Genomic DNA, 15,249 nt, shown 5'->3' on the forward strand with positions numbered 1-15,249 from the left:
GCAAGAAGTCGTCCTTGTCTCTTCAAGTTTCGAGTGCCTGGATCGCTTGCCTCGCAAAGGCAACTAAGGGGCGGTAATAACCGGCTTCAATAACTTCGGCCACGATCCGGTCATCAACTTCCAAATAGTCATGTACCAGGGCATTACGCAGGCCAACGACTTTTCGCCACGGGACTTCATGGTCGATCAAACCTTGTTCAATAAGCTGTTCGAAAGCGCCAAGCGCATTCTGGCTCACCATGCCGGTCTCTCGCTTGGCCCAGTGCTTGGCAACGCCGATACAGCCTCCAATCAAAACCTGTAATGTACGCTCCGCGGCATGTCGTTCCAGGCGCGACCAAGGTCGCTCCTTGGCGATACGGTCAAGTGTGGCGATATCCGTCTCGCATTCTGCGACATGTTGACGGAGCGCGACCAAATAGGCGATGCCTGGGCTTGAATCAGCCATAACGCCTCGCGTGATGGTAGTAATCCTGCTCCCAGCGGGACATGATGCGCGCTTCCTGTGTCATCCGGAGCTGAGGGTGCTGATCGAGCAGTAGTCGGCCCTGTTCGAGAATGCTCCAGCCTAGTGGAATGGGGCAGTTGGCAAGATCCACGACGCTGAGCTTACCATCAGGCAACCCAAGCTCACGCTGCCAGTCCAACGCAAGAAGTTCTGGTCGAAGCCTACGCTCCAGAGGTGACTTCAGCCAATCTGTGAAGGCGACAGCAAGGTCGTAATCGCTCTGCTCTCCATGGTCGCCGCGAGCGCGGGAGCCGTAAAGCCAGAGAGCAGCCAAGTCATCTCGCTCCCTGGCAAGCGAGATCAAGCGCTCAAGTACGACAGGCGTCATGCTCTAGCCCCGTGCCGACATGCATGTCAAAACGATCGTAACGCGCCAAGCGACAGTAATACAGCGCTTCACTCACAGCACCGTGCCCAGTTCGAAGATCGGCAGGTACATGGAGACGACCAGGCCGCCGACCAGCACGCCCAGCACCACGATGATCAGCGGCTCGAGCAGCGAGGTGAGGGCATCGACCTTGTTGTCGACCACTTCCTCGTAATAATCGGCCACGCGGTTGAGCATGGAATCCAGCGAGCCGGATTCCTCGCCGATGCCCACCATCTGTACCGCCAGCGCGGGGAAGCGCTCCGTCAGGCGCATGGCGAAGTGGAGTTGCTGTCCGGTGGCGACGTCCTCGCGAATCTGTTTGGCGGCACGCTCGTACACCAGGTTGCCGGTGGCCCCCGCGGCGATGTCCAGCGCTTCCACCATGGGCACGCCGGCGCCGTAGGTGGTGGCTAGGGTGCGGGAATAGCGTGCCACCGCAGACTTGTCGAAGATATCGCCAAGCACCGGTATCTTCAGCATGAAGGCATGCACGCGGTAGGCGAAGGCGGGCGAGCGCTTGACACCCTGCCGCAACAGGTAGACCCCGGCGATCAAGCTGCCCAACCCCCACAGCCAGTACTGCTGGGCGAACTCCGACAGGGCGATGGTCATGCGGGTCATCGCCGGCAGCTCGGCACCGAAACCATGGAACAGGCTCTCGAACTGCGGCACCACCTTGATCAACAGCAGGGCGGTTACCGCCACGCCCACCAGTATCACGGCGATGGGGTACCACAGGGCTTTCTTCACGCGGCCCTTCAGGGATTCGATCTTTTCCTTATAGGTGGCAACGCGGTCAAGCATGCGATCCAGCGAGCCGGAACTCTCGCCGGCTTCCACCAGGTTGCAGAACAGGCTATCGAAATGCTCCGGATGCTGGCGCAAGGCCTGCGAGAAGCTGGAACCTGCGGCCACCTCGTTCATCATCTGCTGTACCACCGCGCTCATGGCCGGCTTGCGGATACTTTCGGCCACTACCTGAAAGGCCTGAAGCACCGGCACCCCGGCGCGAATCATGGTGGCCATCTGGCGCGCGAAAAGCATCACGTCACGCGGCTTGATGGTACCCATGCCGCCGCCGATTCCGCCGCGACGGCGTACGTTCTTGACGATGATGTTCTGGTTGGCCAGCTCCCGTTCGACCTCGAACTTCTCGGCAGCCACCACTTCGCCACGCACCAGACGCCCGCCGGGCCCCTTGCCCGTCCAGCGCCAGCGATACAGTTTCAGCTTCCTTGGCGATTTTGCCGTTCTGGTTGCCATAGGTTCCCTGCTTGCTCGTGCGAGTCTCTATTATCATCGGCGCGAAGGCGCGCGACTTACATCGAATTAGTCTTTGGTGACGCGGTTTACCTCGGTCAGGCTGGTGACACCCTGCATCACTTTCAACAAGCCGCTGCGACGCAGATCGGGGTGTCCCTCTTCCCGCGCCAGGCGGTCGAAATCCATGGCATTCCCGTTACGCATGATCAGTTGGCTCATGGAATCGCTGATCGGCACCACCTCGTAGATCCCCACGCGGCCCTTGTAACCGAGCGTGCAGTGCTTGCAGCCTACCGCCTCGTAGACGGTGGCGCTATCGACCTCATCTTCGGTAAATCCCTCGCGCAGCAGCGCCTCGCGCGGTATCTCGGCCGGTTGACGGCACTGCTTGCATAAACGACGCGCCAGGCGCTGGGCGATGATCAGGCTCACTGAACTGGCGATATTGAACGGCGCCACGCCCATGTTGGCCAGGCGGGTCAATGTTTCGGCCGCTGAGTTGGTATGCACCGTGGAAAGCACCAAGTGGCCCGTCTGGGAGGCCTTCACTGCGATCTCGGCGGTTTCCAGGTCGCGAATCTCGCCGACCATCACCACGTCGGGATCCTGACGCAGGAAGGCGCGCAGGGCGCTGGCGAAATCCAGCCCGATCTTGGGCAAGACGTTGACCTGATTGACGCCAGGCACCTTGATCTCGACCGGATCCTCGGCGGTACAGATATTGCGCTGTATCTCGTTGAGAAGGTTCAGGCCGGTATAGAGTGTCACCGTCTTGCCGCTGCCGGTCGGGCCGGTCACCAGGATCATGCCCTGAGGGTGGGCCAGCACCGTCTCGTAGCGCTGACGCTGTTCGGACGTGAAACCCAGTGCATCGATACCGATCTGCGCCGAAGCGGGATCGAGGATGCGCAGCACGACCTTCTCGCCGTAGACCGTGGGCAGCGAGTTGACGCGAAAGTCGATCGAGCGCGTCTTGGACACCTTCAGCTTGATGGCGCCATCCTGGGGCAGGCGGCGCTCGGAGATATCGAGCCGCGCCATGACCTTCAGTCGCGCGGCGATGCGTGTGCGCATGGTGAACGGGGGGCGGGCGGCTTCCATCAGCATGCCGTCCACCCGCATGCGCACCCGGTAGCTGGTTTCGTAGGGCTCGAAGTGTATGTCCGAGGCGCCGCGGCGAATGGCGTCGAGCAGAATCTTGTTGACGAACTTGACGATAGGCGCGTCGTCGGCGCCGCTGGAAGCGGCATCGGTGGCGTTATCCTCGCGGATATCGACGCCATCTTCGAACTCGAGTTCGCTGAGAGCATCATCCGCTCCCGCCAGCTCGTTCATCAGGTTGCTTTCGTGCTGGGCCAGGTAGGCCTCGAGCACCGGCATCAGCTGATCGGCGGGGCAGAGCACGGCTTCGATGCTGAGCCCGGTGGCGAATTGCAGCTCGTCGAGCTGGGCCAGGGTCGAGGGATAGGGCACCGCCACCGTCAGCCGGTGGCTGCGCCGCGCCAGCGGCACCACACATAGCTTGCGCAGCAGCTTGTCGGGGTAGTCACCCGCCGACGGCAGGCTGGACAGGCGCAGCGCATCCAGGTCGACGATCGGCAGGCCATATTCCCAAGCGGCGCACAGGGTGGCCTGGCGCGCCGTGACCAGCCCGGCCTCGATCACATGCTGCAACAGGCTATGCTCGGCTTCGCGCGCCTCATGTTCCGCCCGTTCGGCCGCGGGGCGAGAGAGCAGGCCGTCCGCCACCAGCCGCTTGGCAAAGCCACGTAGCCCATCGGTGTAGGCGCCACGCTGCAGCGTGGCGTGCTCCTGGGGCGAGGTGGCAGCGGCGGGAGGGGAGCGGTAGTCGGTCATGACGCCTCGGGTGTACCTGCAGGGTTGGCAAAAAGTACGAGTATTCTAGTACTCCTGACGTGACACGTCACAGCACAGCCCCAACGCTAGCGCCATGCTGGCATTCACGATCTCATGGATTATGATGAGAAACGCCTGATGCAAGCACAGAGGTGCTTGCGCCACAATGGACTGTAAATTAATGTGAGCGATATGGAATTTCTAAGTCACGAGAGCCGGAGCAGCTCCAAGGGGATCAGGGCCTTAGCCCTCATCCGGTCGAGGCGGCCGCTGTGCCGCGGTGTAAACAGCACGGTGCGCAGCGTGACCAGGCGCCGCCGGAACATGAGCAAGGGACAAAGGGCGATGAACATGATGCGTATGACGAAAGCCGTGCAGGCGAGGGCAGCAGCCAAGCGAGGCCAGGGCGGTTTCACCCTGATCGAACTGCTGATCGTGGTAGCGATTATCGGGATTTTGGCGGCGATTGCGATTCCGCAGTATCAAAATTATGTAGATAGATCCAATGCAAACGCAGCATTTACAGAAGCTTCCGGCTTTAGAACACCAGTTGAAGCGGCATTGCTTGATGGAGAAGACCCGTCTACTGACATTACTACCCCCGCTAGTGTGAATATCACAATTGATAACACTGGGGCAGGAAGTGTCGTTTCTACGAAAACTGGTGGTGCGGTGACTATGGCAAGAACCGCTGATGGGGTTTGGTCATGCACGAACACATTTGCTACTGATCTTGATAACTGTGGAGATTGAAGTATAGCCTTGTTCAGGCTGGCTATGCCAGCCTGAGTTGGTTGATTTTTAATTAATGATTCGTTCTCGGTAACGGGTATAAGAGCGTTGTCCAGTTGAAAGGATTCGCATATTATTTTAACTTGTTGTACTAGAGCGGAAGCTGCTTGTAAGGTCCTTGTTTTTAAACCTCGCATTGCTCGTATCAATCTTAACTCGACCCAAACAACGCTTTTTTGATGATCCCCTCCACCTCTTAGTGTAAATTACTTATCAAGATGTAACAGAGATACACACCGGAGGTGATGGGGGTGGGTTCGCAACGACAGCAGGGCGCCGCACTGGTTTTGGTACTGGCACTGCTTAGCGGCTCGCTGATGCTGGGCCTTTCCGGCATGAGCGGCAGCTTGGTCAACGAAAGGCTGGCCGGGAATTACCGGGCGTCGGTCATGGCGCAGATGCATGCCGAGACAACCGCTGCGGAGATGTTCCATGCGCTGGGGCCCGGGTCTTCGTACTCGACCGGTGCTACTGGCGCGCTCGGTATCTGCCCGAGTTGGGCGGAACTCGATGAGGCGGCCGACGATTCACTTAGTGGCAGCTGCATGCACGTAGGCGTTAATGGAGAAGGGGTTGCCTGTTATCTCGATGTAACCGCCGGTTTTTGTGGTGCCACTGGCGGAAAGTATATTTTGGCAATTGGTTCGCTCTCTGACGGTGAAGGAGGCATCTTGGCAGAGAGCCCTCCCTTGATGGTGGGTGTTACCGGAGGCTATCACTTCGATGATGCGATCGTCGGCTGCGAAGAAGTAAGACTGGCTGGCGGCGCAGGCGTAACCGGAGGGATTGTATCCGGAGGGGACGTGGATATCGATGGGGGTGTCTACCCGCCTGACAGCATCGTTGCCGCAGGTATGGTCAAGTACCCCAACTGGTGGGATGGTGACCCTGGTTTCGCGCCACTTATCGAGGATTACGCGAGCGGCATACCGTTTCCCGGCTGTGATCCGTACGGCCTGTACGGCAAGGTGGCGGATCTGCGTTATATGCTTCTGAGTGAAGACTCCAGCGATCCTGAAGATATACGTGTTGGAGACTACCCAACAGTCGATTCCATGCTTACCCCTACCATGCTAACCGCTTATCACCAGGCGTGGGATGTCGAAGCGGACGTTACGCTTGCCACCGCAATGACGATTCAGGCACCCGACCTGCCCGGCTTTACTGCAGGCGAGGAAATTGCCGTCATACGTACGGGTGATTTTACTTCCCATAACGGTTCCCTCACCGTTTCGGGGGGCAACGTAGTGCTCTTCGTGGAAGGTGACCTGACCTTGGGCGCAGGTGGTGGGGACGGGCTTATCATCGAGCCTGGCAGTACCTTGACGGTGATCGTCGCAGGCGAGACGAATTTCAAAGGCTCGCTACAGACGGCCTCGCTACCGCTGGTGACGAATGGCAGACCGACATTCGCCCTCTATTCCACGCACATCGATAACAATCCCGGTAATTCGGGGGGAAGCCCGGGGCAGTCGGGAATCGTCGTTGATGGCAGTGCGCGGGCATTGGCTAACATCTATGCACCTGGCTCGAACGTATCCATCGTTGGGGGCGGTGGGGTGAAAGGGACAGTGAGAGGCAAGCGAATCAGAGTTACCGGAGGGGGAAGCATCACGAGCAAAGACGACTCGACGGAAGCGGCAGGCAAACCGAAGATCGTTTCCTGGCATTGAACTGGTCCGCACGCGCCATGGCACAACTGGCTCGTCATACTGGGTTGATTCGAGAAAGGCGAAGAAGGAACGCTCTGCGATGGCAATCCCAGCTTTGCCACGATCATTAAGCCCTGAATGCATTCGAGTTATAGCCCTGGGTCGAAGTCATCCTATTTTTACGGCTCCGCAAAAAGGGAATACCTTGCCCATGCATTGCCAAGGCGTCTTGGAAGCATGGGCTCGGAGCGCCAATCATATTTACTGATCGTTGAGTGCCGGCATTCCTGCCTCCTCTAATATTGCGTTGGCTGCTATCCAGCCGAAGGTTAATGCAGGGCCTAGGGTGATCCCTGGGCCAGGATAACTCCCTCCCATGATGGAGTTCATATCGTTTCCTGCGGCCCAAAGCCCAGGAATGTGCTGCTGTTGTTCATTCAGCACTCTGGCTTTCGGGTCGGTGACCAGCCCAGAGGAAGTGCCAATATCTCCAGGGTGCACTTCAACAGCATAAAAGGGAGCAACCGTGATGGGACGCAAGCAAGGGTTGGGCCGGTTGGCCGGATCGCCCAAGTACCGGTTGTAGGCGTTCCCCCCCTTACCAAAGGCGTTATCCTCTCCCTTCTCGGCGTCCTGGTTGTATTGTGCCAAGGTCTGCGCCAGGGCCTGCTCTGGCACGTTGAGCAAGCGGGCCAGATTCATTGTATCAGCGGCACGTTTCAGGTAACCGTTGCGGACGAATGGTGCGATTCGGCCAGGGAAGGGGCGCACGACACCCACGCCATAGCGACGCAGAAATGTGTGGTCTGCGATCAGCCAGAATCGCTTTCGGCCGGCTTCCATCCTCTCAAGCATGGCTGCCACGAAATCGTGGTAGGAAGCGCTCTCGTTGACGAATCTATGGCCACTGTCGTCAATGGCAATCAGTCCCGGCTTTGCGCGGTCCAGAAACAAATGAGGGAAGGCGACGGTGTTTCCGTCCGTCCGGGTTAACCGTGATACCGGTGACCAGAAGGCAGGGTGGCGGTTGCTCTGCCCGATCTGGGCGCCGACCTTCTCAGCCGCTCGCAAACTATCGCCGGTGTTTTCCGTTGGGGACATTGACCAATGCCGATCCCGAGCATGTGGCATGATTCGTTTACGGCGTTCCGCGTCATGAGGAAAGCCGCCTGAGCTGAGCAAGACGCCATGTCGCGCTCGGATGGTGTGCGTCTTCTTCCCTTGCAAGACCTCCACTCCAGTCACGCGACCCTGCTCGTCATGCACTAGCGCTTCGAGCGCCGTTCCGTAGAGAATCGGCACCTGGAGGTCTTGAATCGTTTTGCCCAGCCTTGCTGCCAAGGCATTGCCCAGTACGGAGCGCGTACCGCGACGATAGCGCACCAAGTCCAGCAGATGGCGGGTGACGACCTTACTGGCATAAAGGAAAGCGCGGGGATCCTTCAGTGCTCGCGGTAATTTGCCCAAGTCGGTGCGTCCCACCATCATTCCGTTGAGAACGGTGAATTCAGGAATGGGATAGCGCAGTCGCTTGAGTGCCGGCCCGAGTCGGCGGGCATCGAAATCCAGCGGGTCCATCACACGGCCGCCAAGGGAGGCACCGGGCTGTTCGGGGTGATAATCAGGCCCTACGGCACGAGCAGCAAACTTGACCTCAGTCTCAGACTCGAGAAAACGTATCGCTCGCGGACCTTGCTCAAGGAAGGCCTCGGCCATGTCGCGTCGCAAGAGGTCGCCTACCTCGGCTTCCAGATAGGCCATGGCCGCTTCGCGCGAGTCTTTATTGCCGGTCGCTTGTCCGAGGTGGCTACCCGGCACCCAGACAGCGCCCCCCGACACCGCAGTGGAGCCGCCGAAGAATTGCGTTTTTTCGAGAATGACCGGTTCCAGCCCACCCTTCTTCAGGGTAATGGCGGCACACATGCCCGCTGCACCGGAGCCTACCACTATCACATCCGCTTCGTTTGGCAGGTTCATGAGGCCTCCCGTGGCTTCGGGCCAAGTCGTCCCGATAACCAACCACCATCCACCTTGAGCACCTCGCCAGAGATGAAAGCGGCTCGTGGCGAAGCCAGGAAAGCGATGGCTTCGGCCACGTCATTCGGGGTGCCGGCGCGGCCGAGCGGTGTCTCCTCCAGCATGCGGCGCTGGGTCCATGCCCCTTCGCGGATGCGAGCGGAGGTAAGCGGGGTGTCGATCAGTCCCGGCGCCACCGCATTGATGCGAACGCCATCGCGGCCCCATTCACAGGCCAATTGGGTGGTCATGGTTGCCACCGCCCCTTTGGTCAGCGAATAGATCGTAGTGCCACCCACGCCGGTCAGGCCGAATACTGAAGACAGGTTGACGACGCAGCCACCGCCTTGGTCGGCCATCAGCGGAAGGGCAGTGCGACAGAGCCTAAAGATCGAAGCTACGTTGATGCCGATAAAGCGTTCAAAATCGGCATCGCTGGTGTCGACTAGCGGAGGCGCACCCGCAATACCCGCATTGTTGACCAGTATTCGCCAGGGGGCACCCAACGAGCGCACCGCGTCTGCGATCTGTGCCGGTGCCTGTGGGTCCGAAATGTCGCAAGCCAACGTGGCGGCCAGGCACCCTCCCGTCTCGCTTGCCAAGGCATCGAGCGCTTGGCGATCGATATCCACGGCTATCACTTGTGCGCCTCGTTCGGCCAGCAGCAATGCCGTGGCGAGACCAATCCCCGAGGCTGCCCCGGTGACGACCGCCACGCCTTCCAATCGATCAGACATTGCCACCTCCTACCGAACGCCCGCCGTCGACAACGATGACCTGGCCGGTGAGGTAATCCGTTGCGGGCGAGGCCAACATCGAGACCACGTTTGCGATGTCCTCAGGACGACCGATGCGGCCCAGCGGTTGGTAGGAGGCGAGGCGTGCCCGCTCTTCGTCATTCCACCCCTGTAGGATGGGCGTCTCGATCACCCCGGGGGCCACGGCGTTGACCAGAATATTGTCGGCAGCCCATTCCAGGGCCAGGCACTTCGTCAAGGTGCTCAAGGCGCCCTTGGAGGCGGCGTAGTGGGCCACTTTGACGGCGCCGAGGAAGGAACGGGAACTGATGTTAACGATACGTCCGCCACCAAGGGGGCGCATGCTTACTGCAGCCAGCTTTGCCAATTCAAAAGCGGCGACCGTATTGATTTCATACATACGCAAGAAGTCAGCGCCGTTTAGCTCGTCTGCGTCACGGGTGGAAAAGATTCCGGCATTATTAACCAGCGCAAACAGCGATCCGGTGCGTTCTAGCAGGTGCTCGCGTTGCACCGGGTCGCCTAGATCGCAGGCCATCGTCTCGACGCCGTGCCCAATATCGGCGGCAGCGGCCTCCAGTGCGTCGGCATTGATGTCCGTAATGAAAACATCGAAACCATCTTCGACCAGGCGCCTAGCGATCGCTTGTCCCATACCGCCCGCTGCCCCGGTAACGAGAGCCTTTTGTTTCTGGCTTGTCATGAAGTACTCCCTGATAGGCCGGGGGCATGCCCCGGCGCTTCCCGATTACAGACCGTAGGAGGCAAGATCCAACTGATCGTAGACAGCCTCTTTTAGCAGGCTGGCAATCGCTTCGGTATCGTGGCGATCCACCTCGGCCAGGCGCTCTTTCCAGCGCGCCTCGGCGGCTAGGTAGGCATCGATGATATCGGTGGGATCGTTAACGCCACGGTTCTCCATGGAAACATCAGCCAAGGTGTTAATGTACGCCTCGTTGAATGCCGCCAAGGCTTGCTGGAGCTCGTCGGAAGGTTCGACCAGTTCGACACCGTGCTCATTGATGCCCAGCTCCAGATTCCTATCGGCCTGTTGCTCGTAATCAACCTGCATGCGCGCGATAGCCTGGGCGAACTCGTCGAATAACACCGACTTCTGCTCTGCCGAGAGGCCCTGCCAGAAACCGGGGTTCATGACCCAAGTCGCACCGGAGGTGTGCGTTCCCATGGGCAGCTCTGTGACATGCTTGGCCACTTCGGCGATACGGAAGCCCGAAACCAGTGAGGTCGTATCGGCCATGGCGCAGTCGATCGAACCAAGCTGCAGGCCGGTATAGACCTCGGAGAAGGGGACCGAGACAGGCACAGCGCCCATGTGCTCGACCCAGCGGATATGCGAGGCCCCTGCCGTGCGAATCTTCAAGCCTTTCAGGTCATCGGGCGTCTCCACCGGCGTGTTGCAGATAAACTTGTACACCGGAGTGGAGTAGCCACCGCCGAAGAGGACGCCATTGTCCTGCCATTCATCGCGCAGCTTCGGCTCAGTGAAGTTGACCTCGGTAAAAGCGAGAGCGGCGGCAGTAGGGTCGTCGGCCACGAAGGCCATATCGGCGATGACATTGTTCAGCGGCAGGTCCGAGGGCAAGTAGGCGCCTGTGACGAAGCCGACTTGGGCGATCCCATTGCTAACGCCTTGCAGGGTACTGCGCACGTCGATCAGGCTACCGCCGGTATAGACCTCCAGCATCAGATCGCCGCCGGAGGCTTCTTTCAGGCTTTCGGCCATGTCCAGGTAGGCATTCTTGGTAATGATATGCGTCGGCGCCCAGCCGACGTTTGCGATGTACTGGGCGCTGGCCAGCGTGGGAATAGCGAGCATGGCGCTGACAGCGAGGGCTTTGCTTGTTGTCTTCACTTTCAACTCCTGTGGCGTGTCACCAGGGTGGGGGGATGGCTCACAGCATGAGCCGGGGGAGGAGCAGGGTGATGACCGGGAAGGCCACCAATATGGCGAGGGTCAGCAGGTCCATCAGGATGAACCACGCAGCCCCTTTGAACATCTCGCCCAGCGGTACACGATCGCCAAGCGAGCTTTTCATGACGTAGACATTGAGCCCCACAGGTGGGGTAATCATGCCTATCTCCAACATCTTGATAGCGATGATGCCGAACCACACGAAATCGACCCCCAGCGAGCGCAGGATGGGGTCGAGGATCGGCATCGTCAGCAGCAGCAAGGAAATGCTATCGACGAACATACCTAAGGCAATGAACAGCAGTGCAATGAGCAGAATAAGCACATAGATATTGTCAACCCATAAGATGAGACCTGAGCTCATGGTATTGGGTAGGGTGGAAAGCCCCATGAACGAAGAGAACATGGAGGCGCCGATGGCGATGATGAATATCGTGCAGGTGCCTTCGACGGTTTCCACCAAGGCACGGACCAGCGCGCTAGTGTTGAAGGTGCCGCGAACCATGGCTAACACCAGGGCCAGGACCGCGCCAACGGCCCCCGCCTCGGTGGGTGAGAAGATACCCAGGAAAATGCCGCCCAGTACGCCTAGGATCAGTACGGGAAGCGGCCAAGTGTTCTTCAGCGCCGCCAATTTTTCCGCGCGGCTGTGTTGCGTGTCACTGGTGGGAGCCAGAGAGGGATTGAGGCGACAGCGCAAGGTGATCATGCCGATATAGATCGCCGCTGAGAGCACGCCTGGAATCAGTCCGGCCACGAACAATGCACTTATCGACGTCTCGGTGAAGACACCGAACAGGATCAACAGAATGGAAGGGGGGATCAACGAACCCAGGGTACCCGAGGCGGCCACGGTGCCGGTGGCCAGGGAGCCCTGGTAGTTGACGCGCAGCATTTCGGGTACCGCAATGCGGCTGAAGGCGGCTGAGGTGGCGGTGGATGAGCCCGAAGCAGAGGCGAACAGCGCTGAGGAGATAACGGTAGCCGAGGCCAGCCCGCCCGGCACGTGGCCCATGAACATGCGCATGGAAGAGAACAAGCCGCGGGTCAGTCCCGCTTGGCTGGCAATATAGCCCATCAGCATGAACATTGGGATGGCCGACAGGCTCCAGTTAGTGATGAAGCTGTACGGGATGGCAGTAAGAATGCCCCAGGCGGCGCCAGTATTGAGGATGGCTGCGATCCCCGCAAACGAGACCAGCCCCAGCACCACACCTACAGGTACCCGGATGCCTATCAAAAAGAGAGCGGAAATTATGCCGACGATGCCGATATCAAGACGATCCATCTATTTCGCCTCCTCATTGCCGCGATGAGAGGTCAGTTCCCGCCAATGAGGAGAGCAGGCCACCTGGGCCATGCGCAGTACGGAAACGAAGGTGGCGAGCCAGAAGGCAGCGGGTAAAAAAAAGCGCCCCGGCCAGATCAAGACCGGGATGATTCCCTCGACTAGCTCGTTGCGAGCTAACGACCTGAGAGCATCTTCGCCGGTCCGCAGGGCAAGAATCGTGAAGAAGGCGACTTGGGCACCGTAGGCGAGGAATGCCGAGCTACGCTGTATCCATGCATGAAAATTGTTCCAGAACAGGTCGACAGATATCGACTTGTTACCCAGCTCCACCAGTGGCAGGGGAAGGAAGACGGCGGCCACGATATAGTAGTAGGCGACGATTTCCGCAGTGCCCGGTATTGGGCTGTTGAATACATATTTCATGATGACGTCAGCACAGACGTGTAACATCATGGCGGCGAGGTTGAGTACGGCGATGGCGATCAGGCACCGCGCCCCCCAGCGAAACGGAAGTTCCAGCTTTTCGTGGAAATTGATGGCTTGCCGGCTCATTGCATCCTGACCCCGCCGTTGATATCGATGACGGCGCCGGTGATATAAGCGGCATCTTCCGAGACCAGGAAAGCCACGGCACCCGCTACGTCCTCGGGAGTGCCCAAACGTCCGAGGGGAATGCCGCTCGCCGCTTGCCTCTCGTCACCCTCCTTGAGAGAAAGTCGCAGCATGGGGGCATCAATGGAGCCTGGCGCTACGGCGTTAACCGTGATACCCATCGATGCAGCTTCGCGAGCGGCGGCCTTGGTCAAGCCAAGAATGCCGGATTTGGCTGCAATATAAGCGGCAGAACTACGATAGCCGCCTAACTGTGCCGCTGAGGAAGAAAAGGTCACAATGCGGCCACTTTCGGCGCCGGCTCGTTGCCTGCGTCGCAAAAATTCCCTAATGGTCAGGAAGGTGCCGGTCAGGTTGACTTCGCTGGTTTTCTGAAACTCTGCGAGGGGCATCTCGGTGATCGGTGAGCGATTGCCATCTTTCCTCAGAATCAGCAACCCGGCATTACAGACGAGGGCATTGAGCGGTGCTTGACGTTCTGCCTCATCAAACAGCTCGCTTACCTGCTGCTCATCCGAGATGTCGACTTGAAGTCCTTCGTGCTGGCTGCCAGGCAGCTCTGATGCCGATTCGGATGCTCCCTCGGCATCCAGGTCCGCTACGACGACACTCCAGCCCTCTCGTGCCAGTCGAGTCGCGATGATGCGTCCGATCCCGCGGGCACCGCCGGTGACCAATACCCGTTTACTCACACTCGTCTCCTTGGGGATGCTGTAGTAGTTTTGCATCCAATCTGAGTGTTGTTGGTCATAATTGTCAAGGTTTTGGCAGGTTATACCAAAGGATTGGATGCAATCTTGAGATAGGCCAAGAAGTGTGCAAGGATGGAGACAGCCGTTTCTAGGAGGAAGTAGAGGTGTCTACAACAAGCACAGTGGAAGTCACGACGGTGCTGCGTGAACACATCATGTCCGGGCAGATCCATCCGGGAGAGAAGCTGCAACAGCAGCGGCTGGCGCAGGCTTTGGGTGTCTCTCGGACTCCACTGAGAACGGCCTTGGCCAATCTGGCGCAAGAAGGGCTCCTGCAGTACGAACCGAACCGTGGCTACACCGTGCGTGCCTTCAAGCGCAAGGACATCATCGATGGTTTCGCAGCGCGTGCAGTGTTGGAGGGATTGGCTGCGGCCACTGTGGCTCGCCAGGGAATGTCCGACGATGCTTTGCAGGATTTGGCCTCACTGCTGACCATCGGAGATACCGCCCTTGCCAAGGGGCGCTTGGATCCCGATGACCTGGACGACTATCGCACCATGAACGTCAACTTCCACCAACGAATCATCGAAGAGGCCCGGAACAGTTGGGTAGAGGAACTCGTACGCCACACTCAGCTGATTCCCTTCGCTTCCAATCGCATGATCGTCTGGCAAGACTATTCCATCATGGTTCGATCCCACGATGACCACCACCGCTTGGTGGATGCGATTTCAAGACGGGATGTGGCGCGTGCCGATTATCTGCTTCGCGAACATATCAATTTTGCAGGGGATTACGTAGCGAAATGCATCGAGGATGGTCGTATCACGACCGGTTTTTCCAAGCATAGAAGGAATATCGCATGAAGCTGTTTTACTCGCCTGCCTCACCCTATGTCAGGAAAGTCATGGTGATGGCACACGAGACCGGCCAGGAGGTCGATAAGCTAGATAGCGCTGCCAGCCCGATCAATCGCGATCAAAAGATCGTGGATCATAACCCAACTGGCAAGGTGCCAACCGCCATCCTGCCGGATGGCTCCGCTCTGTATGACAGTCGCGTCATCTGCCGCTGGCTGGATGCCCAGCACGCCGGGCCTAAAATGTATCCCGAAGGAAACTGGGATATTGTGCGGCAAGAGGCCTTGGCCGATGGCTTGCTGGATGCAGCGCTGCTTGCTCGCTATGAAACCGTCATGCGACCCGAAGAAATGCGCTGGCCAGAGTGGCTCCAAGGGCAAATGGACAAGATCGCCAGTTCGCTGGATACCATGGAAACAGAAGCCGAATCGCTCAAAGACGTGAATGCTGGAAGTATCGCTATCGGCTGTGCGGTAGCTTACCTTGACTTTCGCTTCCCTGATTACCCATGGCGTACTTCTCGCCCGCAGCTGACGCGTTGGTATGAAGCGTTCTCGCAAAGAGCTTCCTTTCAGATGACTCAGCCAAACGGTTGAGATATTTCGCGATCCGACATCCTAAAAAGCCCGGCGCCATTCATAA

At 58.8% G+C, this 15,249-nt stretch carries 15 protein-coding genes; 4 read left to right on the plus strand and 11 right to left on the minus strand.

Annotation, left to right across the window (positions count from 1 at the left end; all coding sequences use genetic code 11):
- Positions 1-22 precede the first annotated feature (22 nt).
- The 4 genes from hepT to pilB all read right to left on the minus strand — a co-directional run bounded on the left by hepT (position 23) and on the right by pilB (position 3,998).
- Positions 23-448 (minus strand): type VII toxin-antitoxin system HepT family RNase toxin, encoded by a 426-nt coding sequence (hepT, locus tag F0A17_RS02735; RefSeq protein WP_149326789.1) that lies wholly within the window; start codon positions 446-448, stop codon positions 23-25.
- Positions 441-836, minus strand: coding sequence for a type VII toxin-antitoxin system MntA family adenylyltransferase antitoxin (gene mntA, locus F0A17_RS02740; RefSeq protein ID WP_149326790.1), 396 nt, complete (start codon positions 834-836; stop codon positions 441-443). Before mntA ends, hepT begins: the two co-directional genes overlap by 8 nt.
- Before the next feature lie 72 nt (positions 837-908).
- Positions 909-2,141, minus strand: a complete 1,233-nt coding sequence (locus F0A17_RS02745) for a type II secretion system F family protein (protein WP_149326791.1) — start codon at positions 2,139-2,141, stop codon at positions 909-911.
- A 66-nt stretch (positions 2,142-2,207) separates the two neighbouring features.
- The gene (gene pilB / locus F0A17_RS02750; RefSeq protein WP_149326792.1) at positions 2,208-3,998 is read right to left on the minus strand and encodes a type IV-A pilus assembly ATPase PilB; all 1,791 of its coding nucleotides are present in this window, start codon (positions 3,996-3,998) and stop codon (positions 2,208-2,210) included.
- A 324-nt stretch (positions 3,999-4,322) separates the two neighbouring features.
- On the opposite strand from pilB, the gene F0A17_RS02755 reads away from it, so the two are divergent.
- Positions 4,323-4,751, plus strand: coding sequence for a pilin (locus F0A17_RS02755; RefSeq protein WP_422670310.1), 429 nt, complete (start codon positions 4,323-4,325; stop codon positions 4,749-4,751).
- Between the two features lie 290 nt (positions 4,752-5,041).
- Complete coding sequence (locus F0A17_RS02760) at positions 5,042-6,463, plus strand: DUF7305 domain-containing protein (RefSeq protein ID WP_149326793.1); 1,422 nt, start codon at positions 5,042-5,044, stop codon at positions 6,461-6,463.
- Between the two features lie 240 nt (positions 6,464-6,703).
- Here F0A17_RS02760 and F0A17_RS02765 read toward each other — a convergent pair whose 3' ends face one another.
- The 7 genes from F0A17_RS02765 to F0A17_RS02795 are packed head-to-tail and all read right to left on the minus strand — an operon-like array spanning position 6,704 to position 13,744.
- Positions 6,704-8,419 carry an FAD-dependent oxidoreductase gene (locus F0A17_RS02765; RefSeq protein ID WP_149326794.1) on the minus strand — a complete coding sequence of 572 codons (1,716 nt, stop codon included), beginning with the start codon at positions 8,417-8,419 and terminating at the stop codon, positions 6,704-6,706.
- Positions 8,416-9,195 (minus strand): SDR family NAD(P)-dependent oxidoreductase, encoded by a 780-nt coding sequence (locus F0A17_RS02770; RefSeq protein ID WP_149326795.1) that lies wholly within the window; start codon positions 9,193-9,195, stop codon positions 8,416-8,418. Before F0A17_RS02770 ends, F0A17_RS02765 begins: the two co-directional genes overlap by 4 nt.
- Positions 9,188-9,919, minus strand: coding sequence for an SDR family NAD(P)-dependent oxidoreductase (locus F0A17_RS02775; RefSeq protein WP_149326796.1), 732 nt, complete (start codon positions 9,917-9,919; stop codon positions 9,188-9,190). Before F0A17_RS02775 ends, F0A17_RS02770 begins: the two co-directional genes overlap by 8 nt.
- A 45-nt stretch (positions 9,920-9,964) precedes the next feature.
- On the minus strand, positions 9,965-11,089 hold the full coding sequence (locus F0A17_RS02780) for a C4-dicarboxylate TRAP transporter substrate-binding protein (protein ID WP_149326797.1): 1,125 nt from the start codon (positions 11,087-11,089) through the stop codon (positions 9,965-9,967).
- Positions 11,090-11,129: 40 nt separating this feature from the next.
- On the minus strand, positions 11,130-12,437 hold the full coding sequence (locus tag F0A17_RS02785; protein ID WP_149326798.1) for a TRAP transporter large permease: 1,308 nt from the start codon (positions 12,435-12,437) through the stop codon (positions 11,130-11,132).
- Positions 12,438-12,992 carry a TRAP transporter small permease gene (locus F0A17_RS02790; protein WP_149326799.1) on the minus strand — a complete coding sequence of 185 codons (555 nt, stop codon included), beginning with the start codon at positions 12,990-12,992 and terminating at the stop codon, positions 12,438-12,440.
- Positions 12,989-13,744: an SDR family NAD(P)-dependent oxidoreductase gene (locus tag F0A17_RS02795; RefSeq protein ID WP_228716780.1), complete on the minus strand. Its 756-nt coding sequence runs from the start codon at positions 13,742-13,744 to the stop codon at positions 12,989-12,991. Before F0A17_RS02795 ends, F0A17_RS02790 begins: the two co-directional genes overlap by 4 nt.
- A gap of 164 nt (positions 13,745-13,908) precedes the next feature.
- Between F0A17_RS02795 and F0A17_RS02800 the strand changes: the two genes are divergently transcribed.
- Both F0A17_RS02800 and F0A17_RS02805 read left to right on the plus strand, forming a co-directional pair.
- Complete coding sequence (locus tag F0A17_RS02800; protein WP_149326801.1) at positions 13,909-14,613, plus strand: GntR family transcriptional regulator; 705 nt, start codon at positions 13,909-13,911, stop codon at positions 14,611-14,613.
- Positions 14,610-15,203 carry a glutathione S-transferase gene (locus tag F0A17_RS02805; protein WP_149326802.1) on the plus strand — a complete coding sequence of 198 codons (594 nt, stop codon included), beginning with the start codon at positions 14,610-14,612 and terminating at the stop codon, positions 15,201-15,203. The genes F0A17_RS02800 and F0A17_RS02805 overlap by 4 nt, the downstream gene beginning before the upstream one ends.
- Positions 15,204-15,249 lie beyond the last annotated feature (46 nt).

It is taken from the genome of Billgrantia pellis (genome assembly GCF_008297955.1).
GTDB lineage: Bacteria > Pseudomonadota > Gammaproteobacteria > Pseudomonadales > Halomonadaceae > Halomonas > Halomonas pellis.

Bases quoted from the DNA above. Each gene is read 5' to 3' on its own strand.
- hepT (WP_149326789.1), bottom strand. From the start codon at position 448: ATGGCTGATTCAAGCCCAGGCATCGCCTATTTGGTCGCGCTCCGTCAA.
- mntA (WP_149326790.1), bottom strand. From the start codon at position 836: ATGACGCCTGTCGTACTTGAGCGCTTGATCTCGCTTGCCAGGGAGCGA.
- F0A17_RS02745 (WP_149326791.1), bottom strand. From the start codon at position 2,141: ATGGCAACCAGAACGGCAAAATCGCCAAGGAAGCTGAAACTGTATCGC.
- pilB (WP_149326792.1), bottom strand. From the start codon at position 3,998: ATGACCGACTACCGCTCCCCTCCCGCCGCTGCCACCTCGCCCCAGGAG.
- F0A17_RS02755 (WP_422670310.1), top strand. From the start codon at position 4,323: ATGAGCAAGGGACAAAGGGCGATGAACATGATGCGTATGACGAAAGCC.
- F0A17_RS02765 (WP_149326794.1), bottom strand. From the start codon at position 8,419: ATGAACCTGCCAAACGAAGCGGATGTGATAGTGGTAGGCTCCGGTGCA.
- F0A17_RS02770 (WP_149326795.1), bottom strand. From the start codon at position 9,195: ATGTCTGATCGATTGGAAGGCGTGGCGGTCGTCACCGGGGCAGCCTCG.
- F0A17_RS02775 (WP_149326796.1), bottom strand. From the start codon at position 9,919: ATGACAAGCCAGAAACAAAAGGCTCTCGTTACCGGGGCAGCGGGCGGT.
- F0A17_RS02785 (WP_149326798.1), bottom strand. From the start codon at position 12,437: ATGGATCGTCTTGATATCGGCATCGTCGGCATAATTTCCGCTCTCTTT.
- F0A17_RS02790 (WP_149326799.1), bottom strand. From the start codon at position 12,992: ATGAGCCGGCAAGCCATCAATTTCCACGAAAAGCTGGAACTTCCGTTT.
- F0A17_RS02805 (WP_149326802.1), top strand. From the start codon at position 14,610: ATGAAGCTGTTTTACTCGCCTGCCTCACCCTATGTCAGGAAAGTCATG.